General features: G+C 70.5%; 15 protein-coding genes and 1 pseudogene. 5 read left to right on the top strand and 11 right to left on the bottom strand.

Annotated elements, in window-relative coordinates; genetic code table 11:
• Positions 1-1,043: 1,043 nt before the first annotated feature.
• From ACWY4P_RS15680 to eccB, 6 genes are all read right to left on the bottom strand, one after another.
• On the bottom strand, positions 1,044-1,517 hold the full coding sequence (locus ACWY4P_RS15680; RefSeq protein WP_456211167.1) for a hypothetical protein: 474 nt from the start codon (positions 1,515-1,517) through the stop codon (positions 1,044-1,046).
• Positions 1,518-2,153: 636 nt separating this feature from the next.
• Complete coding sequence (locus tag ACWY4P_RS15685; protein ID WP_456211168.1) at positions 2,154-4,319, bottom strand: protein kinase domain-containing protein; 2,166 nt, start codon at positions 4,317-4,319, stop codon at positions 2,154-2,156.
• Positions 4,320-4,384: 65 nt separating this feature from the next.
• Positions 4,385-6,634 (bottom strand): protein kinase domain-containing protein, encoded by a 2,250-nt coding sequence (locus tag ACWY4P_RS15690; RefSeq protein ID WP_456211169.1) that lies wholly within the window; start codon positions 6,632-6,634, stop codon positions 4,385-4,387.
• A gap of 40 nt (positions 6,635-6,674) precedes the next feature.
• The gene (locus tag ACWY4P_RS15695) at positions 6,675-7,760 is read right to left on the bottom strand and encodes a serine/threonine protein kinase (RefSeq protein ID WP_456211170.1); all 1,086 of its coding nucleotides are present in this window, start codon (positions 7,758-7,760) and stop codon (positions 6,675-6,677) included.
• A gap of 85 nt (positions 7,761-7,845) precedes the next feature.
• On the bottom strand, positions 7,846-9,144 hold the full coding sequence (gene mycP, locus ACWY4P_RS15700; RefSeq protein WP_456211171.1) for a type VII secretion-associated serine protease mycosin: 1,299 nt from the start codon (positions 9,142-9,144) through the stop codon (positions 7,846-7,848).
• Positions 9,145-9,147: 3 nt separating this feature from the next.
• Complete coding sequence (gene eccB / locus ACWY4P_RS15705) at positions 9,148-10,722, bottom strand: type VII secretion protein EccB (protein ID WP_456211172.1); 1,575 nt, start codon at positions 10,720-10,722, stop codon at positions 9,148-9,150.
• 179 nt (positions 10,723-10,901) lie between these two features.
• Here eccB and eccE point away from each other — a divergent pair, with 179 nt between their 5' ends.
• The 3 genes from eccE (at position 10,902) to ACWY4P_RS15720 (ending at position 13,513) form a co-directional block, all read left to right on the top strand.
• Positions 10,902-12,263 (top strand): type VII secretion protein EccE, encoded by a 1,362-nt coding sequence (gene eccE / locus ACWY4P_RS15710; protein ID WP_456211173.1) that lies wholly within the window; start codon positions 10,902-10,904, stop codon positions 12,261-12,263.
• Positions 12,263-13,111, top strand: coding sequence for a hypothetical protein (locus tag ACWY4P_RS15715; protein WP_456211174.1), 849 nt, complete (start codon positions 12,263-12,265; stop codon positions 13,109-13,111). The genes eccE and ACWY4P_RS15715 overlap by 1 nt, the downstream gene beginning before the upstream one ends.
• Before the next feature lie 171 nt (positions 13,112-13,282).
• Positions 13,283-13,513, top strand: coding sequence for a DUF397 domain-containing protein (locus ACWY4P_RS15720; RefSeq protein WP_456211175.1), 231 nt, complete (start codon positions 13,283-13,285; stop codon positions 13,511-13,513).
• A gap of 67 nt (positions 13,514-13,580) precedes the next feature.
• Here ACWY4P_RS15720 and ACWY4P_RS15725 read toward each other — a convergent pair whose 3' ends face one another.
• A complete protein-coding gene (locus ACWY4P_RS15725; protein WP_456211176.1) occupies positions 13,581-15,104 on the bottom strand; it encodes an outer membrane protein assembly factor BamB family protein in 1,524 nt (507 codons plus the stop codon).
• Positions 15,105-15,450: 346 nt separating this feature from the next.
• Here ACWY4P_RS15725 and ACWY4P_RS15730 point away from each other — a divergent pair.
• Positions 15,451-15,681 (top strand): annotated as a pseudogene (locus ACWY4P_RS15730) (hypothetical protein); the annotation flags it as partial.
• A gap of 366 nt (positions 15,682-16,047) precedes the next feature.
• The gene (locus ACWY4P_RS15735; RefSeq protein ID WP_456212936.1) at positions 16,048-19,287 is read left to right on the top strand and encodes a nucleotide-binding protein; all 3,240 of its coding nucleotides are present in this window, start codon (positions 16,048-16,050) and stop codon (positions 19,285-19,287) included.
• 123 nt (positions 19,288-19,410) lie between these two features.
• Here ACWY4P_RS15735 and ACWY4P_RS15740 read toward each other — a convergent pair whose 3' ends face one another.
• The 4 genes from ACWY4P_RS15740 to ACWY4P_RS15755 all read right to left on the bottom strand — a co-directional run bounded on the left by ACWY4P_RS15740 (position 19,411) and on the right by ACWY4P_RS15755 (position 22,539).
• Complete coding sequence (locus ACWY4P_RS15740; protein ID WP_456211177.1) at positions 19,411-20,394, bottom strand: bifunctional riboflavin kinase/FAD synthetase; 984 nt, start codon at positions 20,392-20,394, stop codon at positions 19,411-19,413.
• A 328-nt stretch (positions 20,395-20,722) separates the two neighbouring features.
• Positions 20,723-21,637, bottom strand: coding sequence for a tRNA pseudouridine(55) synthase TruB (truB, locus tag ACWY4P_RS15745; RefSeq protein ID WP_456211178.1), 915 nt, complete (start codon positions 21,635-21,637; stop codon positions 20,723-20,725).
• On the bottom strand, positions 21,634-22,140 hold the full coding sequence (gene rbfA, locus ACWY4P_RS15750; RefSeq protein ID WP_456211179.1) for a 30S ribosome-binding factor RbfA: 507 nt from the start codon (positions 22,138-22,140) through the stop codon (positions 21,634-21,636). Before rbfA ends, truB begins: the two co-directional genes overlap by 4 nt.
• Before the next feature lie 102 nt (positions 22,141-22,242).
• A complete protein-coding gene (locus ACWY4P_RS15755; RefSeq protein WP_456211180.1) occupies positions 22,243-22,539 on the bottom strand; it encodes a DUF503 domain-containing protein in 297 nt (98 codons plus the stop codon).
• Positions 22,540-22,650: the final 111 nt, after the last annotated feature.

Below are 22,650 nucleotides of genomic sequence, written 5' to 3' on the forward strand. Positions count from 1 at the left end.
GACGATTCCATCATTCGTCGGAATACGCGGGGGCACACTCGAAGGCCGCGGTGTGCTTGGCGCGGTCGGGGGCAGCTTGCCCAGCTGCCCAGGTCCGGGGATCGGCGCAGTTCGGCCAACATGCGGCGCGGTGGGGATGACCGGCCTCGGCCCCGGGAGGCCGGTGACCGGGGGCATCGTGGGGCCGCTCGATGGGACGTTGGGAACGTCCGGCAACGGAGGAAGAGTGCTGGGCCTGTTGATCGTGTCCGGCACCGGCGGTGCCTTGACGGAGTCGATAGCCGTGTTGGTCGAGTCCGGGACGCCCACCCCGCCGATCACACTGCCGACGTTCGGGGGCACAGGAGTATGAGGGCTTACTTCAGCAGGGTTTACGAGTGCGGCCTTCGGACCTGCGATCGCTCGGTCAGCAGGAGACAGCGGGGTTGCGTAAGCACCACCGCCTCCGCCCCCCGCCGTGCTCGCAGAAGACGTCGTACCGAAAGGTGTCTCGTATTCATCGATCGGGGCAATGCCAGCTGGCAGCGGTGGGAAGTTCGGCTCTACAAGCGCCGTATCCAGGTACGAGTGGGCCGTCTCGTAGTACGAGTCCAGCTTCACGATCTGCTTGATGGCCTCTTGCCGCTCGGGCTCATTCTTCAGCCGAGCCTTCTCCTTCTCCTCATCCACGTAGCACATGGGGACCAGCTTCGCTCCGGGAGAGTCCGGCTTCGGCATGGACGACTTGACGTCGGCCAGTCCCAGGGCAGCGACGCCTATGTTGTTGCCAACCCCCCACGTATAGCTGGCCAAGCTCAGAGTCTGCTTGGACAGCTCTTCAACCCAACCACGGAAGGCGTCGGCTCCCTCGCCTTTCCATTTGACGTTCTCAGCATGTGCCCGCATCTCGTCCGCGATGGCGGTCAGATCGGTCCACGCACCCATCAGCGCAGAACTGGCGTCGCTCAACTTGATCGGATCGGCGCCCTGCACTATTTCATAGAGCCGAGAGTGACTCATTACCTCATATTTGCTGGAATCCTCACCCATCTGCACCTACCCCCTCAGCTTGCGTCCGGGCCAACAGACTTGCCGTCGTGCGACGAGTCGCCCGGCGTCCCCGGCTGACCGGATTTCGGGGCACGGTAATACTTCTGTGCCTCGGCCTGGATCTCCTGCATGCGGCGCCTTTGCTCGGCGTCCACACCGTCGTATCCCTTTTCGGCAATCAACGCCGCGAGGCCCATTGCCTCAAGCTGGTCACCGAAGGTTTTCGAATAGATCTTGATCTTCTCGTGGACCTGGTCGTACAGCTCCGACAATTTATCGGCAGTTGTAAGGGTGCTGTCGCCGTAGGCCGCCCGGGAGATGGTTTGCTCATCAAGCTTCGTCCTGGACGCAGGCGACTTCTCAAGATCGGACAAAACCTTGTCAATCCGGCCCTTGAACTTTGCCAAGGTCTCCGCTTCCTTGGCCATCCCCTTGCCGAAGAACTCCGACTGTGGAGTCGAACCGCCTGGGTCGACTGGTTTCGCCACCGCATCCTCCCCGTATGACACCAACGATGCCCTGAGCCACTCTAGCGATCCCGCCTGCGTGGCCCAACTACCATATCGTCAAGGTAGATCGACGACTCTGTAACAGATCGCTACTCAGCGGACCCCGCGCAGCCACTGTCCCGTCAATCATCGACCTACGCTCCCACTGGGGCGGGCGCGGCACCCGGCGCCCCCTTGACGTTCTCGCTGGTAAACCTGCACTCCTCCTCTCGACGGAGGCAGCCCGCCCCAGCGTCAGCCCCCGTTGCCGGCGAACGCACCCTATCGATGGACCGAGACGTATCAGCGGCCCTTCCCGGTAATGCCTCGTGGCTCTTAGTGATCTTCGCGCGCCGATCTCCCGGGACGGCTGATCGCCGTGGGTCGGCGGGCGGAGCCGGTCCGCGCCGAACACTCCAGCGCAGATCTAGCGCAGTTCCAGCGCACCACAAGTACCGCCCGCTTGAAGTCGCCCATCGTCGCAGCGTGCCCCTGCGAGTCCCGAGCTGTTCCCGGTGCGCGTGCAGCAGCTTGGCAAGATGCGCAGCCGTCGCCCGGCGTTCATCGAGCACGGCATGGGGTCATCACGCACCGCAACCGGCACCTGGCCGAGAGGCCCTCATTGAACCTGTGGCGTCAGAACACCGACATCGCCGTCAATTTGCCGCTGTGCACCAAGAATACGCGGTTTCCCGAAGCCGCCATCCCCCACTCGCCGCTGCCGTCCCGAGCATAGGTCCACGCCGGTTCACCTGTGTCCTTGTGCAGGACCGCGATGCCACCCGAATCGAGGTTATGGACGTTCGCCCAAACAGTCTTCCCCTGGACTACGGGCGGATCTAGTTGCTGGAGGACATCGCCGAGAGAACGTGTCCAGTCAGCATTCCCGTGTCTTCTGTCGCGACGGCTGATCTCCTCGCCATCCAGAGCGTACAGCGCATCGCCGTCGAGCGACGGCGCGCCCCAGCCTCCGTAAGTCTTCCTAAACTCGCTTTTTGCGGGCAAAGACCACAGCTCTTCCCCATCCTGAAGCTTACGAGCCGTCAGGGATTTCCCACCCAAATAGACGACCCCTTTGGAGACGGCGGGGGCGATGGGCTCGATGGCCACTGCCTGCCGCGGCAGCGTCCAGACTTGTTTCCCTGTGCGAGTGTCGAGTGTGACCACCTTGCCGTTTTGACCGCAGAGAACCAAGCGTCCGCTGTCCGTGGCTGCCTTGGGTGGAGTGACGGATGTGCACTCCACAGGCATCGGGACGGTCCAGCGGGTGGTGCGCGAGGCGATGTCGAAGGCGCCTAGGAGGCTGACGTCGCGCGGTATCGCGTCCCTTGTAGCCGTGAAATAGACGCTCTCGGTGTCCGCGGCGATGACATGGATGGCGCCGGCGGGGGCCGTCCACTTCTCCTTGCCCGTAGCACTGTCGAGGGCGAGAAGCCTTCCCGCGCGGCCACCGATTATAGGGCAAACAGTCACAACGAGTTCGTCGGAGGGCGCGACATAGTGGGCGTACCCGCCGCAGTCAGTGCCCCATTTTCGTGTCCCGTCGATCACGTTATAGGCGCCCAGAGTCATGCTCCCCTCGTGGACCAAGACGAGATCGCGTACGGGAAGGGGCTGGATAACGACCGGGGCGGGGCCGTCCTGCGGCCCCCACAGCGACGGCGGCGCGGTACCGTCCTCGTACTGAGAAGCCGTCAGACGCTTCGCGTCCCACGGTTTCGGTGGCGCCGTGCTCTCCGCTTCATTCGGTTTACCGCCCTCCTCCGGTCCGCCGTCCTTGGACAGCAGCCACCAGGCGACTCCCCCGCCGCCCCCCGCCAGAACGGTTCCACCGCCCGCCGCGAGCGCGATAATGAGACGGCGCCGGGAGAGACGGGAGGGAGCGGAGGGAGTACGCACTTCAGGAAGACTGATCAGTTGCTTCGCGGCTGCCTCGCGCTGCTTGATGTCGGCGGCCAGTTCTCCCAGCTGCCAAACCTTTTTGGCACCGGGCTTGGTGCCAGGCTGTGCGGCGAGGACCGTGGCGATCTGCTCGGGACGAGGGCGGTGGGCGGGATCTTTGGCGAGGCATGGGGCGACGAGCACGCGTATCGGCTCCGGAACCTCCGACAGATTGGGCTCTCCGTGTACTACTTCGTACTGCACCGCCGCTGCGTGTCCACCGTCGTACGCGCGCTCTCCACTCGCCGCGTACGCCAGCACCGCGCCCAGGGAGAAGACATCGCCGGGTGGGCCGACGCGGTGCCCCAGCACTTGCTCCGGTGCGCCGTAACCGGGAGTGACCGGTATCTGGCCGGTGGCAGTGAGGGTGAGGCCGTGCTCGGGGCGCGCGATACCGAAGTCGATGATGCGGGGGCCCGAGGAGGTCATCACGATATTGGACGGCTTGAGATCACGGTGAACGAGCCCTGCGGCATGAATGTCCTGGAGCGCACGGGCAAGGGCGGCGCCCAGTTCCCGGACCCCGAGGTCGTCGAAGGGCCCGTACTCCTCGATGTGTTGATCCAGCGTCGGTCCCGCCAGAAACTCGGTCGCCATCCACGGCCAGCTTCCCTCACACCACGCTCCGAGTACGCGCGCGACGCCGGTGCCGGTGACGGCCTGCGCGACTTGCGCCTCGCGGACGAAGCGCTGAGCCATGTTCTGGTCATACGCCAGTTCCGCGCGGAGCACTTTGACCGCCGCGGCCCGGCCGGTGCGGTCCCGCCCGAGATAGACCCTGCCCATACCGCCATCGCCGAGCACGGCAACGAGGCGGTACGGGCCAAGGCGAAGGGGGTCGCCGGGACCGAGAGGGTTCATGGGGTGAATGTCTCCCTGCCGAGTTGCCAGGTGCCGTGGTTTTCGGATGTCGTAGGTGAGTTGGGTCACTCGAAGGGGATGGCGTACACGAAATCGCCGCTCATCAACACGAGAGTTCCGGCACGCTCGTGAGCCACGAACGCGCCATCGAAAATACCGGGGACACGGAAGGTCCAGGCGACGTTGTGCGTATGCAGGTCCACAGCGCTGATCCTCGCGTTGCCGTCCATGGCGACGTAGGCGTATTTCCTGCCGATAACGGGCGTGACCAGGAGACTGGGTACACCGCCCAGACTCGTCTCCCACAGCAGCTTGCCACTGTCTGCCTCCACAGCGACGAGTCCGCGGGTTCCCTCGGCCACATACACCACGCCATCCTTCACCGCGGGTCTGCCGTACGGACGCGTGTCCTTCTCGATGTCGCCCTTGTCCCGGCCTTCGCCGAACGTCCAGGACTTGTCTCCATCGGAGAGCCGGAACGCGTAGAGCTGCCCGGTCCCAAAGTAGACACGATCGTCGTCCGTCACGAGTTGGCCCGGGTCAAGGTAGGACTTGGAGTCCAGCCGTTCCCTGGGCAGGTCCCAGGACCAGAGCATCCGGCCCGTGCGGGTGTCCCGGCCGCCGATCCCGTCCACGATGTCGAGCACGCCGACTCGTCGGGTGACAGCCAGACAGTTGCCGACGGCCTTGGCAACAATGCCGTCCCTGGAGGTGATCGGGTAATAGGCTCCCGTGATCGGCTGGCGCCAAAGCTCCTTGCCGTTCTGGAGATCGGCGGCCATAATATGCCAGCCCTTTTCGTTATTTACGGGGCCCGTCTTCCATCTTTGGGCTACCAGATAGATCACTCCGTCAGCGGCGGTCAGCGGTTGCGCCTGTTCCGTGCGAGATCCGAAGAAGTCCCGGAACGGTCCTATCAGGGGCTTCGGCTTACCGTTCTCGAGGTCGACGGAGTGAACTGCCAGCCCTTTCGCGGTTGTGGTTTCGGGTATGAAGGCATAGGCCCGCTCGCCATCCGAGACGACTTGCCAGGCGATCTGTGCGCCGGCCCAGGTTTCCCACTTGCGGGTCCAACGCACTTCGCCGGTCTTCGCGTCCAGCCCCACAAGGCCGTCACCGATCATCACCAGGATCAGATCCCCGACGGGCGTCGGGGCGAAGGTCTCGTCCGTGTTGTTGATCTTCGCCCACCACATGGCCTGTGCCGGAACGTTCGCCGGGCGTGCGGTGGAGGTCGGCTTTGGGCTGGCGGTGTCACGGTGCTGTCCCCGCCGGGTCAGCCATGCCCACGTCCCGACGCCTGCAGCAGCTACGCCAAGGACCGAGCCGCCGGCGAGGGTCAAGAGCTTCCGTCTGGACATGCCGGGACGGGGAGCCGCCTCATCGACGGATCCAGGTGGTGCGGGCAGCCGTGTCGGCTGGATCTGCCACACCTCTGTGGCCCGCCGGCCGATCTCAGCCAGGGCCGTCTCAGGGAGGTAGTCCGTGAACTCCGCTTCCGCGGAGTCCCCTTCCTCGTGGTTCAGCCGCCCAGCGAGCTCGGCCATACCCGGCCGATGAGCAGGGTCCTTGCTGAGGCAGGGGGTCAGTATCGGCAGTAACCCCTCGGGTACCCCGCCCAGGTCAGGCTCCGCGAAGCGCACCCGGTAGAGCAGGTCGGCTGGCTGGCCACTGCCGAAAGGGCCATGCCCCGTGGCCGCGAAGATCAGTACGCCGGCGAGTGCGAACACATCGCCCGCAGAGGTGTGCTCCGCGCCCATCGCCTGCTCCGGCGACATGAAGGCCGGGGTGCCCGCCGTCACTCCTTTGCTGGTGAGCCTCTGATCCCCGATGGCCCGTGCGATACCGAAATCGATGACCTTCGGCCCGAAGGCGGTGATCAGGATATTGGACGGTTTGAGGTCACGATGCACGACGTCCGAACGGTGCAACTGCCCGAGGGCGGCGCACAGAGCGGCGCCAAGAACCCGTACTGACCGCTCCGGGAGCGGGCCGCATAGGGCCACGGTGTCGTCCAGGGGCGGGCCGAGCACGTACTCGGTGGCCAGCCAGGGGACGGCCGCGAAGGGGTCGGCGTCGACGACCTCGGCGCCGTACCGCTCTCCCATCACACGGGCGGCGTCGATCTCCAGTTGGAACCGGGAGCGGAACGTCGCCTGCATCGCGATCTGTTCATGCATGGTCTTCAGCGCGACCGTGCGCCCGCTCGGCGAGCGGCCCAGATAGACGGTGCCCATACCGCCGCCGCCAAGCCGGGCTATGAGCCGGAACGGGCCGATCTGCTGGGGGTCGTCATGCGTGAGAGGGAGGGCCATCAGGTCGGTCCACTGTGAAGGCGCGGGCGTCGCGCGAGCGTCATGAGGCGGGTGAGGCGGGGAAGCTGCGGGAGGCTGGGGGTGGGGATACGGGCCCGAGAACCGCCGACGAATGCGGCTGCCGGGCCGGGACGTGGTCCGTCATGCTGTCGGCGTCCGTACCGGCGGCAGAGCCATACGCGCTCGGTGCCGCGGTCTCCGCCGCCAGCAGCTCCGCGGACTGCCGGGCGAGTGCCGCGATGAGCCACCCCGGCAGCCAGCCAGGCCCAAGAGCTGCGGACGCCCGACTCATCCCGCCGTCCAGAACGGTCCCATGTGATGAGGTCACGTGATGTGCGTGCGGGCTGTGGCCGGGCCCGGCAGTCGCCTCCGCGGGCATCAACTCGTTCAGCAGCTGGGCCGCTTGCGGTCTGGATGCGGCGTCCCGAGTGAGACACAGCGCGATCGTCCTGCGCAGCCCCTCCGGCAGTTCGCGCCGTTCGGGGACCAGGTGTCCCGTCGCGGCGTACGCCAGCACCGAGCCCAGGGCGTAGATGTCGCCCGGCGGCCGGGGTCGACCGCCCGCGAGCTGCTCGGGAGGCAGGCTGCCCGAGGCGAGCCCCGGCAGGCCCGATCGCTGCTCACCGTCGGGGGCCGCCGCCCGTACCGCGCCGAAGCAGGTCAGACGAGGGCCGTCGGTGGTGAGCAGCACCGTGGCGGGTGAGAGTCCGCTATGCGTCACGCCCGAGGCGTGTAAGGCCGCCAGGGCCTCGGCGAGGGCAGCGCCCAGCGCGCGGACCGTGCGCTCCGGCAAGGGTTGCTGATGCGCGGCGACCGCGGCCGTCAGCGGTAGCGCGGGAAGGTACGGCGAGGCGTACCAGGGGGCTCCGGCCGCGCCGGCGACCTCCACCACGGGTGCGATCCAGGGCCCGGACAGCTGTTGCCGGGCGGCCGCCGCCTCCGCGGCGAAGCGCCCCGGGTCCATGCCGGGCAGCGGCATGCTGATCACGACCGTCCGGTCCCCGCCCGGCAACCGTGCGATGAAGCGACGCTCCGGGACCGGGACTCGGCCACCCTCCATGTCGAACCGGGCAACGACGTCATATGGGCCGATCCGCCGCGGGTCGTCCGAGCGCAGCGGTTCCATGGATGACGATTCCCCCCTCGTGGAAGCCAGCGGAACAACCTTACCGACGAGCCACGACAACGAAGACCGCGGCCGTCCTGCTCAACTACGCAGCTCGGCGGCGTCGCTTGTGTTCGTGGAGTACGACTGCCGTGCCGGTGATCATCGCGACGAGGAGGGCTCCGCCGCCCAGGGCGTAGGTGGCGAGGCGCTCGCGGCGTTCCTGGGGGGTTTCGCCGAGGGTGAGGGTGGCGGGTTGGGGGGCGTCGACGTCGTGGGCGGCGCCTTTGTCGAGGGTGACGCCGTTGGGGGCGTGGTCGTCTTCGGTGAGGGCGCGGACGGGGTCCACGACGCCCCAACCGACGTAGGGATCGTGGCCGTTGACCGCGCGCTCGGCGGTCTGCTCGATTTGGGCGACGACCTGGTGCTGCTTCCAGTCGGGGTGCTTGGCGCGGATGAGGGCGGCGACGCCGGCGACGTAAGGGGCGGAGAAGCTGGTTCCGTTGTCTACGCACTGGCCGCCGCCCGGGACGGTGGAGACCATGTCGACGCCGGGGGCGGCGACGCCGACGAAGTCGCCGGCCTGGGAGAAGGGGGCGCGCTCGTTGTTGCGGTCGGAGGAGCCGACGGCGAGGACGCCCTTGTAGGCGGCGGGGTAGGTCTTCTTGACCTTGCCGTCGAGGCCGTCGTTGCCGGCGGAGGCGACCACGACGACGTCTTTCTGCAGGGCGTTGTTGATCGCCAGTTCGAGGTTGTTGTCGGGGAGCAGGGGCTTGAGGGTGTCCTGGGAGATGTTGATCACCCGGGCATGCTTTTCGACCGCCCTGTCGATGGCGTCGGCCATGGTGTCGGTGGTGCCCGAGCCCTTTTCGTCGTTCTGGCGGATCGGGAGGATCTTGGCGGCCGGGGCGAGGCCGACGAAGCCCGTGCCGGAGTGGGGGCGGGCGGCGATGATGCCGGCGACCTTGGTGCCGTGGCCGACCAGGTCGTCCGTGCCGTCGCCCTTCTTGCCCTTTTCCAGGCTGTTCTTGCCGGGCTTGCGGACCTCGAAGCCGAGCTTGTTGTCGACCGCGTCGGTGAGCTGCGGGTTCTTGTTGTCGACGCCCGTGTCGATGACGGCGACGAGGACCGGGCGGCCGGTCTTCTTGTCGATGCCCTTGGTGTCCTGCCACAGCTGGTCCAGCATCACGCGCTGCAGCGACCAGGGGGTGCCCTTGATCTGCTTGGCGGGGTAGGTGCACTCCCCCGCGCCCGCGAGGGAGAGGGTCTCTCGCAGCTGAGTGGGTGCCAGCAGCGGGCCCTGGGCCGCCGACAGGGCCGTAAGGGCGGCCGCAGTCGACAGGAAGAGTGCCTTTTTCACGTTCCGCCGCGCCGGTGAGGCGGGTCCCTTCTTCGTGTTCCTCATGGGCTACGACCCCTGCGGCTGCTTGGCGCTGTTGGTGTCCAGGCGCGGTCCCCTCGGCAGGAACTCCGACCAGTTGGCAGGTACGGGCACCGGAATGACGTCCTGGTAACCGAGCCTTATCTGAGCCTGATTGACGTCCTGCTGCGCGGAATTGGTTCCCGACTGATCGGAGCTGCCATCGCCGATCTTTGATTTGTCCGTACCGCTGTCGTTATTGGACTGGACCGCATAGCGCAGTCCGGTGTCCGTGACCAGGAAGACCGCGCCGCTCGTGGTCTGGCGGCCGGTGACCTGGCGGTAGAGGAGGCCGGAGCCCGGGGTCACATAGGCGCTGGTGGCGCCGTCCGGGATGGTGGCGGGGAAGTCGGTGCCCGCCCAGGTGGCCAGCTCGGGCGTGCGCTTGGACGTCATTCCGCTCATGATGCTGCAGACGGTGTCCCGCTCGGCGCTGCCCTGGGTCTGCTGCTGCTCGATGGAGTTGGCCTGCTCCGGGATCTTCGTCGGCCACTCGTACTGACCGTAGAAGTCCCCCTCCGGAGTGAAGGACGCGGTGCTCACCCGCTGCGTCCTGCCGGCCTGTCCGAGGTCCTTGAGCTGCTCGCTGTTGAGGAGGAGCTTGGCGACGAACTCCGAGATGCGCTGCACCTTGCCCTGGAGGACGACGTAGTTCTGGGTGCCGGTGCCGGTATTCGCTTCGAGGACCATGCCGACGTGGTTGGCCCGGTCCGGGAGGGTGTCCACTCCGGCGTCGGCCCCGATCTGGCCGGGGACCTCGGGGAAGGAGATGGGCGCGCCGTCCTGGAATGTCGCCAGCCAGTCCTTGGTGACACGCTGCGGCTTGGCGCCGTCCTGGAAGATGGAGCGGAGCAGGAGGTCGTACTCCTTCGATGGCAGCTGCTTCCACTTGGTGCCGCCGATCAGGTATTTGGTGCCCTGGGGATCGACGAGGTAGCGGGCGTCGTCCTGGCCCTGCACATAGAGGGCCTGGGCGCCGCTCAGCCGCTGCGAGCTCCGCAGCTTCTTGCCCTTCGGGTCGCGGTCGGAGAAGAGGAAAACCGCCTTTTGGGTGGTTTTCCCGTTGCCGCCGGGCTGTTCGCAGACGGCCCACTCCTTCTGCTTCCCGGCGTCGTCGGCGCTGGGGAGACGGTCGGGAGCGTACGGGATGCCGATCGTCGGGCCGCGCGGGATGTGGCCGTTGTCGAGCTCGGACTCCTTCACCTTGACGACGCTGGACTTGTCGCCGGCGAGCAGGAGCTTGGCGGACGCGAAGTTGAGGACGGGGTACAGCTGGACCTTGCCGTCGGGGGCTTTGAGGACCACGTAGCGCGTGGTGGAGTTGGAGCCGACGATGACGTGGGCGCCCACCTCGTCCCAGCCCTTGGGCGCGGTCGGCTTGAACATGCCCCAGGCGCCGAACCCGGCGAGGATGAGCGCGCCTATGACGATCCCGGGGAGGACCGTCCGCAACGGGCGCGGGGCGCCCTCCTCCGTACCGCTCGGTGAGGGTTGCAAGAACGCGGCGACTGTCCGCTTCTTCGCGAATGTGTAGGCGTTGAGCTCATCCCGCCGTGATGCCATCTTTAGCCGTATCTCCCCGCTTTTCGGCCTCGGCCGTCGGGCACTGCCCTCGGTCCGGGTGTCGTACCGACCCTCTACTATGCCGGGAAGGAATTGGCTCGTGTCGCTCGGGGACGATCCGGCCACGGACGTTCGCCGGGCCTTTCGGGTGTGTTTCGGACTTTAAGGGGCTGACGGGGATGGCTGCCGCCACGCGAGCACGCACCGCGGGGAGCGGATCCGGCCGGAGGAGGTCAGGCGAGTCCCGCTCGCGGACACCCTCCGGCTCTCCGCCCGCCCCCGCGCCGGCATCGGCTGCGCCGCCCGCGGGATCGGTCACGCCGCGGCTGGCCTCCCGGTCGGGCAGTTTCGGACCGGTGCGGTTGCAGCAGTTCGTGCTGATCGAGGTGGCCGCGGCGGTCGTGCTGGTCGCGTGGGTCGTCGATGAGCTGTTGCTGGTGCCCGCCGCGGTCGTGGGCCTGGTGCTGGTGCTGCTCGCCGTCGTACGCCGCCGTCAGCAGCCCATATCGGAGTGGCTGAGCACCGCCGCCTCGCTGCGGCGGCGCAAGCGGCTGGCGGCGAAGCCGCTCGACGCGGGTACGGACCCCGGCTTCGCGATCGCCGTGGAGTGCGAACCGGCGCTGCGGACCTTGACGTTCATCGACCGCGACCGGCGCGCGGTGGGCATGGTCGGGGACGGCACCTTCCTGACGGCGGTGCTCCAGGTGGAGGCGGTGGACGCGCCGCTGCGGCCGCAGCGCGCCCAGCAGCCGCTCCCGCTGGCCCTGCTGCGGGACGCCATGGAGGTGGACGGGATCCTGCTGGAGTCGGTACAGGTCGTCCAGCACACGCTGCCCGCGCCCGCGCACCACCTGCCGGCCCAGTCGCTGGCCCTGCGCAACTACGCGCCGCTGCAGGCGCAGACCGGCGCGCCCGCGGTCCGTATGACGTGGGTGGCGCTGAAGTTCGACCCGGAGCTGTGCTCGGAGGCCGTGGCCGCGCGCGGCGGCGGCCTGGGCGGCGCGCAGCGGTGTCTGCTGCGGGCCGCGGACCAGTTGGCGAGCAGGCTGCAGGGGACCGGCTTCGGGGTGACGGTGCTGACGGAGGAGTCGCTGACCGCCGCGGTCGCGACCGCGGCGAGCGCCAACCAGCGGGCCACGGCGCAGGCCGGTCGGCGGGACACGCTCAACCGCCGCACCCTGGAGAGCGCGCGGGCCTGGCGGTGCGACGACCGCTGGCACACCGCCTACTGGATCGGCCGCTGGCCGCAGTTGGATCCGGCCTCGGCGCCGCTGCCCCAGCTGGCCGCGCTGCTGACCTCGCTGCCCGCGCTGTCGACGACCCTCAGCCTCACGCTGCGCCGGGGTGGCAAGCTGGGCGGCCGGCACGCGCCGACCATCAGCGGCCATGTACGGATCACCGGCCACAGCTCCGATGAACTGGTCAGCATCCGCAAGGAGCTGGAGCGTACGGCGCGCGGGGTGCGGATCGGGCTGGTGCGGCTGGATCGCGAGCAGGTGCCCGGTGTCCTCGCCACTCTGCCCCTGGGAGGGACCCGCTGATGGCCACGCCCACGACCGCCCCGAACGGGGCCGCTTTCCCCGGCCCTGGCCCTGGTCCCGGTTCCGGCTTCCCCGGCTCCGGCTTTCCCGCGGCCACCGGCCCCGGGCAGGTACCCGAGCCGGAGCCCGCGCCCGCGCCGCCGCGCAAGCAGTGGTCCGGCTTCGGGCTGCTCGGACCGCGTCGGCAGCGCCACGAGGTGCCGCCCGAGCAGTTCGAGTCGCTCGCGCTGCCCGTCGGCGACGACGGCATCGTGATCGGCGCGGATGGGCAGGGACAGCCCGCGGTGCTGGGGCTGCACCGCCCCTCTCCGTTCAACGTCCTGCTGGTCGGCGGCCTGTGGACGGCGCAGGTGATCGGCCTGCGCGCGGTCGCCACGGGCGCCCGCGTCACCGTGGAGACCGGCCGTCAGCAGATGTGGACGTCGCTGGCCCAGGCCGCGAACAACAACCAGCAGTGCATCACCCTGCATGACGTGGGGCGGGTGCCGCCGCAGGGCGCCTCGGTCAGCAGCCCGGTGCTGGTCATCCGGGACGCCGGCATGCGGCCGCCGCGGGGGCGGGTGACCGCGGCGCCCTGGCAGTCCGTGCTGACCTTGCTGCCGTATCTGAGCCCGGTCGCCCCCCGATTGATGGAGAACGCGGGCCTGGTCGGCATCCAGCGGGTGTCTCCGGACGAGGCCGCGCAGATCGGCCGCATCATGGGGCTGCCGGCCGTCGACGTGTCCGCGCTGTCCACCCTGGCGGACGGGGTCACCCTCTGGTGCACCCGCCATGCGCAGCTTTACGTGGCGACGCAGCCGACCGACGCCGAGTCGGGGCTGCTGGGCTCGCCGCGCCGTATGGACTGACGGGCTGGGCCCGGGGAGCCAGGGGCCGGTCCGCGCGTCATGGCTCCGGGGCGGCTGTCAAGTTCGATTGCCTCGGCGCGCTCGGCGGACGACACTGGCGGCGACAGTGTCCACGCGGCTCTTTCCCGTGAGCACGCCGTTTCCGCAGTATCCGAAGGGACGTACGAACCAATGGCCGACGCCAACGAGAAGGCCGAGCTGTACGCGCTCGACATCTCCGATGTCGAGTGGCTCAGCGCACCCGGCAGCGCCTCCGAGGACCGGGTGGAGATCGCCTATCTGCCGGGCGGCGCGGTCGCCATGAGGAACTCCGCCGATCCCGAGACGGTCTTGCGCTACACCGAAGCCGAATGGCATGCCTTTGTGCTCGGCGCGCGGGACGGTGAGTTCGACCTCCAGTGAGATCCGCATCGTTTCCGGATCGTTTTCGGATCGTTTTCGACACCTCTTGTGAGCGCGCCAACGGCGGTCAGGGGCAGAAAGCCATGATCATCTCTTCGGGCGCTCCCGAACCCGTCAACCGGTCCGAGGCGATATAGAAAACGCCCTTCCGGTACACCCGGGTCGCGGAGGCGAGGCCGGCCTCCGCGGCCCTGGTCGCGCTCGGCAGCCGCAGCAGTGTCTTCGGCCTGCCGCCGCCCGTGCCGATGCCGACGACGGAACCCGCCGTGCGGTCCGTCGGCTCCTCGTAGGCGATCAGGTCCTTGCCCTCCGCACTCAGCGGAAACAGCATCCGGCCGGGCACCTTGGCCGCCCACTTCCGCTGCCCCGTCCTCAGGTCGAAGGCGTGGATCTCGCTGGTCGGGCGCCCGTCGCGGGTCAACGTCAGCTCGGTCGGGAGGTAGAGCGTGCCCGAGGAGACCGCGACGCCCCGGCAGCCGCCCAGCTTCGTGCCGAAGAGGTCCAGGCCGCACTCCGGTTGATAGGACCGCTTGCCCAGGTCGAGGGTCGAGCGCCGCTTGCCGCGATCCGATATCGCCAGAATGCCGCCCGATTTGTGGTGGTCGTCGGCGAGGGCGACGACGACGGGGTCGGTGGAGAAGATCGTGCTGACCTTGTAGCCCTCGCGTACGTGGTACGTCCAGGAGGCCTTGTTTGTGGACGTGTTGATCCTCTGTAGCCCCGCGGTGCCGTCGTCGCAGGAATAGGCGCGCAGCAACGACCGGCCGCCCGCGAAGCCGTCCACCGCGCAGCCCGGGCCCAGTGCGCCGGGCGAGACCTGGCGGCCGTCGCCGACCTTGAGGACGGCCGAGCCGCCGTACCAGGAGAGGCCGACCAGATCGCCGCTCTGGGCCAGGCCCATGCCGAGGTGGTCGCCGCCGGAGGCGGTGGCGGTGGGGGCTCCCGCGGTGGGGGCGCTCGGGGCGGAGGCCGCCGCGGTGGGGGCGCGCCGGTCCCAGAGCTTGACGCCCTTGCCGAGGTCGATGAGAGCCAGCCGACCGCACTCGTCCTTGCGGCCGCCTCGGTAGGCGATGACCACCTTGCCGTCGGTGGGGGATTCGGGGACCGCGCACACCGCCTCACGGAGCTTGACGGTCCACTTCGGGTCGCCGTTGTCGCCGTAGGCGATGACCCTGTCCTGGACGGGCTTCACGACATAACCGTCCATCACCCAGAAGCCAGGGATGTCGGCGCCGCTCTTGGGGCCCTGGGGCGCGGGTTTCCGGAACAGCACCTTCGCCTCGCCCGGTCGGCGCGCGTCGTTGGGGTCGCTCTCACCGCCGTGCCGACCGCTGGTGGTCCCGGCCCCGCCAGTGGGCCCGGTCGGGAGCGCGTCCGTGTGCCGTCCGGCGCGGTCGGTGTCCGGGGTCCTCGGCGCCGCGGCGGACCGCTTGCCGTCGTACCCCACCGCGGCCCACACGCCCGCTCCCGCCGCGAGCAGGGCGGCCACGGCCGCGCCGACGACGAGGCACTTGCGCCGTCTGTCGCGCTCTCGTCCGCCGTCTGCCGGAGGCGACGGCGGCCGGTCGGAGGGCTGGGGCGGCTGCGGCATCGCGCTTACCTCTTACCCGGGTCCACGGACCGGTCGGCCTCCCCCCGCGATCCAGAAGGCCGTTCCTCCCGGAAAGGAGCGATTCGGTCGGGATCCCGCTGTGCGAAGGGCATTCGAGCGGGGAATCTTTGTATCACCCGGCGCCGGGGTACACCGACGGTCGTGCGGCCACTCGTTGGCGCCGCTCGGTCTGTCCGCGGGCCGGGCCGTGGGCGTATTGAGGGGCAAAGCGCGCCGAGATGTACAAGGAGAAAGTGTGCGCGCGGCATACGGGATGTCGCCATGAGACGTGCGTGAGGCACCGGACTGGTTTGAGGGCGGGGACGGGCCTGCCCCAGCGGCGCCCATGGTGATTAGTCTTGGTGTGCACGATGGAGAACCTGATCTCGGGTTCCCGGCGTCGCAACGGGGAAAGCCGAGCGGTCGGACGACAGTAACGATCGGCAACGATCGGCCTCGCCAAGATTTTCAAAGGTGCTCGACCACACCAGGAGGCATTGTGAGTAGCGATCGGGACGAGATCCGCGCGGGCGGAACCACACCCGGCGATGATCGGTCCGACGCGGAGACCGAGCACACGGGCGAATTCACCATTGATTACACCCCGCCTGCCTGGTACACGCAGAACGCTTCCTCGTCGTCGTCGACGGCGGCGGCGGGCGGTACGGCCTACGGCGGCGGTGCGGGCGCCGAGAGCGGTAGAGGCGCGGCAACGCCGCCCGCGCCCCCGACGGGCAGCCCGGTGGCCGCGCCCGGGGTCCCGGAGCCGAACGGCTACGCGCCCGCGTGGCCGGCGGGTGCCCCCTCCGCCGGAGCTCCCGCGGAGGAGGGCGCGCAGGGCGCGGCCCCGCAGGCTGCCGCCCCGCAAGGTACGGCTGCTCAGGCAGAGACCGCGCGCGAGCTTGGTACCGAGCGCCCCGAAGGGTCGGGCACACCGTCAGGTTTGCCGGATTCATCCGACTACACGCTCCAGCCGAGCGTGCCCGCCCCCGTGGCTGACGCCCCGGCAGCTGACGCGGCGTCGCCGCTCGGGGCTGCCGGGGACGGCTCACCTGGGGGCGGCAACCCGGCGGGCCAGGCCCCGGGCACGGCCGACGCCCCCGGGGACCGGGAGCCCGCGGCTCCCCAGGCCGCTGCCGGCGCCGAGGCCCCCGCGGCCGTGGACGCCACCACGGGCGCCGCCGGTCCCGGTGAGGTCCGGGACGACGCGGCACCGCAGGCCGGCGGTTCCGGCTCCGGCGATCTGGGCGCCCACGCCACCATGCGGTTCTCCCCCGCCGCCCTGCACCGTGAGATCGCGGAGCGGGCGGGCGACGGGTCCGGTGCGGCCGGTGGCCCCGGCGGTGTCGGTGCGGCCGGTGGGGCCGAACCGTCCGGCGCCGCTCCCGCCGACGCGCCTCCCACGCCTCCCGCACCCGCCGACGCCGCCCCGCCCGCCGATGCGCCCCAGAGCGGCGATGTGCGCAGCGAGGGCACTCTGCGGTTCTCCACAGCCTCCCTGCGCCGCGACATCGCCGAGCGCAGGGCCAAGAGCGCCGAAGGGGCGGACGCCGTGCCCCCGGAGGGCCCCAGCGCCGAGGCCGGGCCTCAGGACGCGCCGCCCGCCGGGCAGCCGCCGCAGTCCCCCCAACAGCCCGCCGCGTGGGCCCCGCCGGCCGCCCCGCAGGCCGGACTGCCCCCGCTGCCCCCGGACTTCCAGCCCGCCGCGCCGCAGAGCGCGGGCGGCCCTACGGGCACGCCGGGCGCGGCCGAAGCGCCGGGTGGCGGCGCACAGCCCGCGCCGGGCGCGCCGTGGGCGGCCCAGGGCGCCGGTGCCGCGGGTCCGGGCGGACCGCTTCCGCAGCAGCGTACGGACGCCCCGCAGCAGGCGCCCGGCGCGGTCGGTGGGCCCGGTGCGGACGGCTCATTCGCTCAGCAGGCCGCCGCGTGGCCGCCTCCGGCACCGGGCACCGAGGGGCAGCCCGCCCCCGGCACCCCGACCGGCCCCCAGGCCTCCCCGGCGGCCCCCGGCCAGGCCTCGGCGCCGCCGCAGCAGGGCGGTTACGGCTTCCCGGGTCCGGCCGCCGGACCCGGGAACCCGCAACAGCAGCCGCCGCAGGGACAGGGACCGGCCGCACCGGCCGCACCCGGCCCGCAGGGCGGCTACGGCTTCCCGCGCCCCGTTGACAGCACCCCTGTTGACGGCACTCCCATCGCCGGGCAGGCCGCACCTCACCAGGCCATGAACGCGCCTGGCCCGCACGGCGGCTTCCCGCAGGGCGGTCCCGCCCCGGCCGGCCCGGGCGGTCCCGGCGGCCCGGCTGGTCCCGGCGGTCAGGCCGGCCCGGGCGGTCCGGGGCAGCCCGGCCCTGACAACCGTGGTTACGGATATCCGCAGCCCGGAGCCCCCGGTCCGAATCCGGGACAGCCCATGCCCGCCGCCGGCCAGGCCCCGGCGGCCCCGCAGCAGGGCGGCTACGGCTTCCCCGGCCCCGCAGCCGGGCCTGGGCACCCGCAGCAGCCGCAGAGCCAAGCACCGGCCGCACCGGCCGCACCCGGCCCGCAGGGCGGCTACGGCTTCCCACGCCCCGCCGACGCCACCCCCACCGGTGGCACCCCCGCCGCCGCGCAGAGCGGGCAGCCCGGCCCCGCCGCACCCGGCCCACAGGCCGGTTACGGCTACCCGCAGCAGACCCCGCAGGACGGCTACGGCTACCCGCGCCCCGGCGACGGCACGAGCGCGCCGGGCGGCGGCAACGACTCCCCCCTCGACCCGCGCACCGGCGGCTGGCCCGTCATCAGCCCTGAGCAGCGGCAGCGCCCGGCGGGCCAGGGCGCGGGGGCCCCACTCGGCTACACCGCCGCGGTCGAGCTGTCCTCGGACCGTCTGATCCGCGGCAAGCAGAAGCCCAAGAAGAACAACAACAGCGGGCCCTCGCGGTTCAAGATCGGTGGCCGGAAGGAGGAGGCCGAGCGGCAGCGCAAGCTCGAGCTCATCCGTACGCCCGTCCTGTCCTGCTACCGCATCGCGGTGATCAGCCTCAAGGGCGGCGTCGGCAAGACCACCACGACCACCGCCCTCGGCTCCACCCTCGCCAGCGAGCGGCAGGACAAGGTCATCGCGATCGACGCCAACCCGGACGCGGGCACGCTCGGCCGCCGGGTGCGCCGCGAGACGGGGGCGACCATCCGCGATCTGGTGACCGCGATCCCTTATCTCAACAGCTACATGGACATCCGGCGGTTCACCTCGCAGGCGGCCTCCGGCCTGGAGATCCTCGCCAACGACGTGGACCCGGCGGTCTCGACGACCTTCAACGACGAGGACTACCGCCGCGTCATCGACGTGCTGGGCAAGCAGTACCCGATCATCCTCACCGACTCGGGCACCGGCCTGCTCTACAGCGCCATGCGCGGGGTCCTCGACCTCGCCGACCAGCTGATCATCATCTCCACCCCCTCCGTGGACGGCGCCAGCAGCGCCAGCACCACCCTCGACTGGCTCTCCGCCCACGGCTACGCCGATCTGGTCTCGCGCGGCATCACGGTCATCTCCGGGGTCCGGGAGACCGGCAAGACGATCAAGGTCGAGGACATCGTGTCGCACTTCGAGACCCGGTGCCGGGGCGTGATCGTCGTGCCGTTCGACGAGCATCTGGCGGCGGGTGCGGAGGTGGACCTGGACATGATGCGTCCCAAGACCCGGGAGGCGTACTTCAACCTCTCCGCCATGGTCGCCGAGGACTTCACCCGCGCCCAGCAGGCGCAGGGGCTGTGGACGGCGGACGGCGCCCAGCAGCCGCCCCAGATGGCGCCGCCGCTGCCGGGGCAGCAGCACGGCGAGGCGTACGGGCAGCAGCCTCAGCAGCCGCAGCCGTACCCGCAGCAGCAACAGCCCCCGTACCCGGGGCAGCCGGGGTATCCGCAGCCTGGCCAGCCGGGACAGCCGGGGTATCCGCAGCCCGGGCAGCCGGGACAGCCCGGGTATCCGGGTGCGCAGCAGCAGGGATGGCAGCAGCAGCCTCAGCCGCACCAGCAGCCCTATCCGGGCGCGGCACAGCCGGGACAGCAGGGCCAGGCGGGCCAGCAGGGCCAGCCCGGACAGCCTGCTCAGCCGGGACAGCCGGGACAGCCGGGACAGCAGGCGGGCCAGCCCGGACAGCCGTGGCAGGCCTGGCAGCAGCCGGGCGGGTCCCAGGGCTGAGCGCGGCGCCGGGGCTCCGCCCCGGACCAGCGGGCCAGGTACGAAGACGCCGGACGGGCTGGATCCAGCCCGTCCGGCGTCTTCGTCGTTCGGTCGCGGCCTCGGCCGCCGCCGCAGGGGGCGTCAGCGGGTGTCGCCCACCTGGAAGGCGGTCTCGGGGGAACCGGCCGCCTCGACCAGCTCACGGGCCCGCTTCACATCGGCCGCCATGCGCTCCAGCAGGGCCTCGATGGACGAGAACGTCTCCTGGCCGCGCAGATAGGCGAGGAAGTCCACCTCGACGTGCAGGCCGTACAGGTCCAGGCCCACACGGTCGATCGCGTACGCCTCGACCGTGCGCTCGGTGCCGTCGAACTGCGGGTTCGTACCGACCGAGATCGCCGCCGGCATGGCCTCGCCCTGGACGGTCAGCCAGCCCGCGTACACCCCGTCGGCCGGGATCGCGGTGTGCGGCAGGGTCTCCAGGTTGGCCGTCGGGAAGCCCAGCTCGCGGCCGCGCTGGGCGCCGCGCACCACCACGCCCTCGACGCGGTGCGGCCGCCCGAGGACCTCCATGGCGCCCGCGACGTCCCCCTCGGCGACCAGTCTGCGCACCAGGGTGGAGGAGAACGGCTCGCCGCCGCCCGCCGCCCCGCGCTGGTACAGGTCGACGACCTCGACCTCGTAGTCATAGGTGGTGCCGAGCTCCTGAAGGAACGCGACGTTCCCGGCGGCCTTGTGGCCGAAACGGAAGTTCGGGCCCTCCACCACGGCCCGTGCGTGCAACTTGTCGACCAGCACCTTCACCACGAAATCGCCGGGCGACAGCCGGGAGAACTCCGCCGTGAACGGCAGGATCAGCACCGCGTCCACGCCCAGCCCGGCCATCACCTCGGCCCGCCGGTGGTGCGGGGCGAGCAGCGGCGGGTGGCTGCCGGGCCGCACGACCTCGCTGGGGTGCGGGTCGAAGGTCACCGCGACCGCCGGTACGCCCAGCTCACGAGCGAGCGCCACCGTACGGCTGATGATCACCTGGTGACCCCGGTGCACCCCGTCATAGGAGCCGATGGTGACGACGCTGCGTCCCCAGTCCTCGGGGATGTCCTCCAAACCACGCCAGCGCTGCACTGTGCCCGCTCCTCGCCCGAACTCTTGTGTGTCCACTTCGCAGGTCTAAGACTGCCATGTCGTCGGCGTGCGCTTCGCATCGGTCGGCACGACGGGCCGCCCCTACCGGCGTCCCCGCAGGTGGCGGCGGTGCCCACACACCGGAACGCGCCCCCTTCCGCTCCCGCGAACCCTCCTGAGCGCCCACCTGATGGGGTGAATTCGGGCGTGCGGGTGGACAGAGACCCTAGGGGGGTAAAGGGGGCGCGACGCACCGCGGGACGGCGAAGGCCGCCCCGCGGTGCGGAGCGGCCTGATGGGGACCACAGAAGGTCTCAGGGAGGGAGCCTCAGGCGAACACGGCCAGGCTCTTCGCCTTGCCCTTGTGCTCCTCCACCAGGGCCAGGAAGCCCCCCTCCGGGCCGAAGACCGCCACGGGCCCGGTCTCCTCGCGCGCCGACATGTCGATCCGTACGCCGTTGCCCAGCAGTCGGGCCCGGTCCGCGTCGACGTCCCAGCGCGGGAAGGCGGCGGCCGCGGCCTCCGCGATGGGCATGATCTGGAGGGACTCCTCCAGCTGCGGCAGCGTCCTGGCGGCGGACAGCCCGTACGGTCCGACCCTGGTGCGCCGCAGCGCGGTCAGGTGGCCGCCGACACTCAGCCCGGCGCCCAGGTCGCGGGCCAGCGCCCGGATGTAGGTGCCCGAGGAGCACACCACGGTGACGTCCAGGTCGAGGACGGGAGTGCCGTCCTCCGCCTTGGCCTCGCGGTGCGCGTGGAGGGTGAAGGAGGACACGGTCACCGGCCGAGCCGGGATCTCGAAGTCCTCGCCCTCCCGCGCCCGCGCGTAGGAGCGCTTGCCGTCGATCTTGATCGCGCTGACCTTGGAGGGCACCTGCATGATGTCCCCGGTCAGCTCGGCGATTCCGGCCTCGGCGGCGTCGAGGGCCGTCCCGGTGACGCCGGCGGAGGTGGTGACCTCCCCCTCCGCGTCGTCCGTGACGGTCGTCTGGCCGAGCCGGATCGTCGCCTCGTACTCCTTCTCGGTCAGCGCCAGGTGCCCGAGCAGCCGGGTGGCCTTCTCCACGCCGATCACGAGCACGCCCGTGGCCATGGGGTCCAGCGTCCCGGCGTGGCCGACCCGCCGGGTCCCGGCGAAGCGGCGCATCTTGGCCACGATGTCGTGTGAGGTGAAGCCGGCCGGCTTGTCGACGATCACCAGGCCGTCCGGGGCCGTGGAGCCGGCCCGTCCCTTGCGCGTCATGCGTCCGCGGAGCCCTTGCCGTCGCCGCTGTCGCTCCCGGTGGCACCGGGGCCCCCAGCGGCCTCCTCGGCCTCCTCGGCCTCCTCCCCGGGCTTCCGGTACGGGTCGGCGTCACCTGCGTACGTCGCGTCCGAGGACGCCTGGCGCACCTGGGCGTCCGCCGCCTTGGCCTTGGCCAGCAGGTCGTCGATCGTCCGGGCGTTGTCCGGCAGCGCGTCCGGGACGAACGTCAGGGACGGAGTGAAGCGCACCCCGGTCTGCCGGCCGACCTCGGACCGCAGCACGCCCTTGGCGCTCTCCAGGGCCGCCGCGGAGGCCACCCGCTCCTCGTCGTCGCCGAGGACCGTGTAGAAGACGGTCGCCTCCCGCAGGTCACCGGTGACCCGGGTATCGGTGATCGTGACGTAGCCGAGCCGCGGGTCCTTGATCCGCCGCTGCAGGGTCTCCGCGACCACGACCCGGATGCGGTCGGCCAGCTTGCGTGCCCGCGCGGTGTCGGTCATACGTCTATCTTCTCTCTTCTTCGGTTCAACAATCGGTGGTCGGGGACGCTCAGGCTGTCGGGCGGCCCTGCGGTCAGGCAGTCACGCGGTCATGCAGTCACGTCATTCGTCGTGGTCGCCGTGGAACCGGCGCCGCACCGACAGCAGCTCCACCTCAGGACGTGCCGCGACCCAGCGCTCGCACTGGTCGAGTACGTCCGTGAGATGGTTCGCGTCCCCGGAGACCGCCGCGAGGCCGATCTCGGCCCTGCGGTGGAGGTCCTGGTCGCCGACCTCCGCCACGCTCACCGCGTAGCGGCGGTGCAGCTCGGCGACGATCGGGCGGACGACAGAGCGTTTCTCCTTGAGCGACCGTACGTCGCCGAGGAGCAGGTCGAAGGACAGCGTCCCTACATACATGCGGTCCGGGTCAAGCCACCCGTGGGGCCTTAGGTGTGCAAGCTTTTCGAAACCGTACACGCAATGGCCGGGGCCGATCGACGGAATTACTTCCGCCGACCGGCCCCGGAT

It is taken from the genome of Streptomyces sp. LZ34, from assembly GCF_053890475.1.

Coding starts and splice junctions, on each gene's coding strand:
- eccE (WP_456211173.1), top strand. CDS start 10,902: ATGGCTGCCGCCACGCGAGCACGCACCGCGGGGAGCGGATCCGGCCGG.
- ACWY4P_RS15755 (WP_456211180.1), bottom strand. CDS start 22,539: ATGTATGTAGGGACGCTGTCCTTCGACCTGCTCCTCGGCGACGTACGG.
- rbfA (WP_456211179.1), bottom strand. CDS start 22,140: ATGACCGACACCGCGCGGGCACGCAAGCTGGCCGACCGCATCCGGGTC.
- ACWY4P_RS15695 (WP_456211170.1), bottom strand. CDS start 7,760: ATGGAACCGCTGCGCTCGGACGACCCGCGGCGGATCGGCCCATATGAC.
- ACWY4P_RS15725 (WP_456211176.1), bottom strand. CDS start 15,104: ATGCCGCAGCCGCCCCAGCCCTCCGACCGGCCGCCGTCGCCTCCGGCA.
- ACWY4P_RS15685 (WP_456211168.1), bottom strand. CDS start 4,319: ATGAACCCTCTCGGTCCCGGCGACCCCCTTCGCCTTGGCCCGTACCGC.
- ACWY4P_RS15720 (WP_456211175.1), top strand. CDS start 13,283: ATGGCCGACGCCAACGAGAAGGCCGAGCTGTACGCGCTCGACATCTCC.
- truB (WP_456211178.1), bottom strand. CDS start 21,637: ATGACGCGCAAGGGACGGGCCGGCTCCACGGCCCCGGACGGCCTGGTG.
- ACWY4P_RS15690 (WP_456211169.1), bottom strand. CDS start 6,634: ATGGCCCTCCCTCTCACGCATGACGACCCCCAGCAGATCGGCCCGTTC.
- ACWY4P_RS15715 (WP_456211174.1), top strand. CDS start 12,263: ATGGCCACGCCCACGACCGCCCCGAACGGGGCCGCTTTCCCCGGCCCT.
- mycP (WP_456211171.1), bottom strand. CDS start 9,144: ATGAGGAACACGAAGAAGGGACCCGCCTCACCGGCGCGGCGGAACGTG.
- eccB (WP_456211172.1), bottom strand. CDS start 10,722: ATGGCATCACGGCGGGATGAGCTCAACGCCTACACATTCGCGAAGAAG.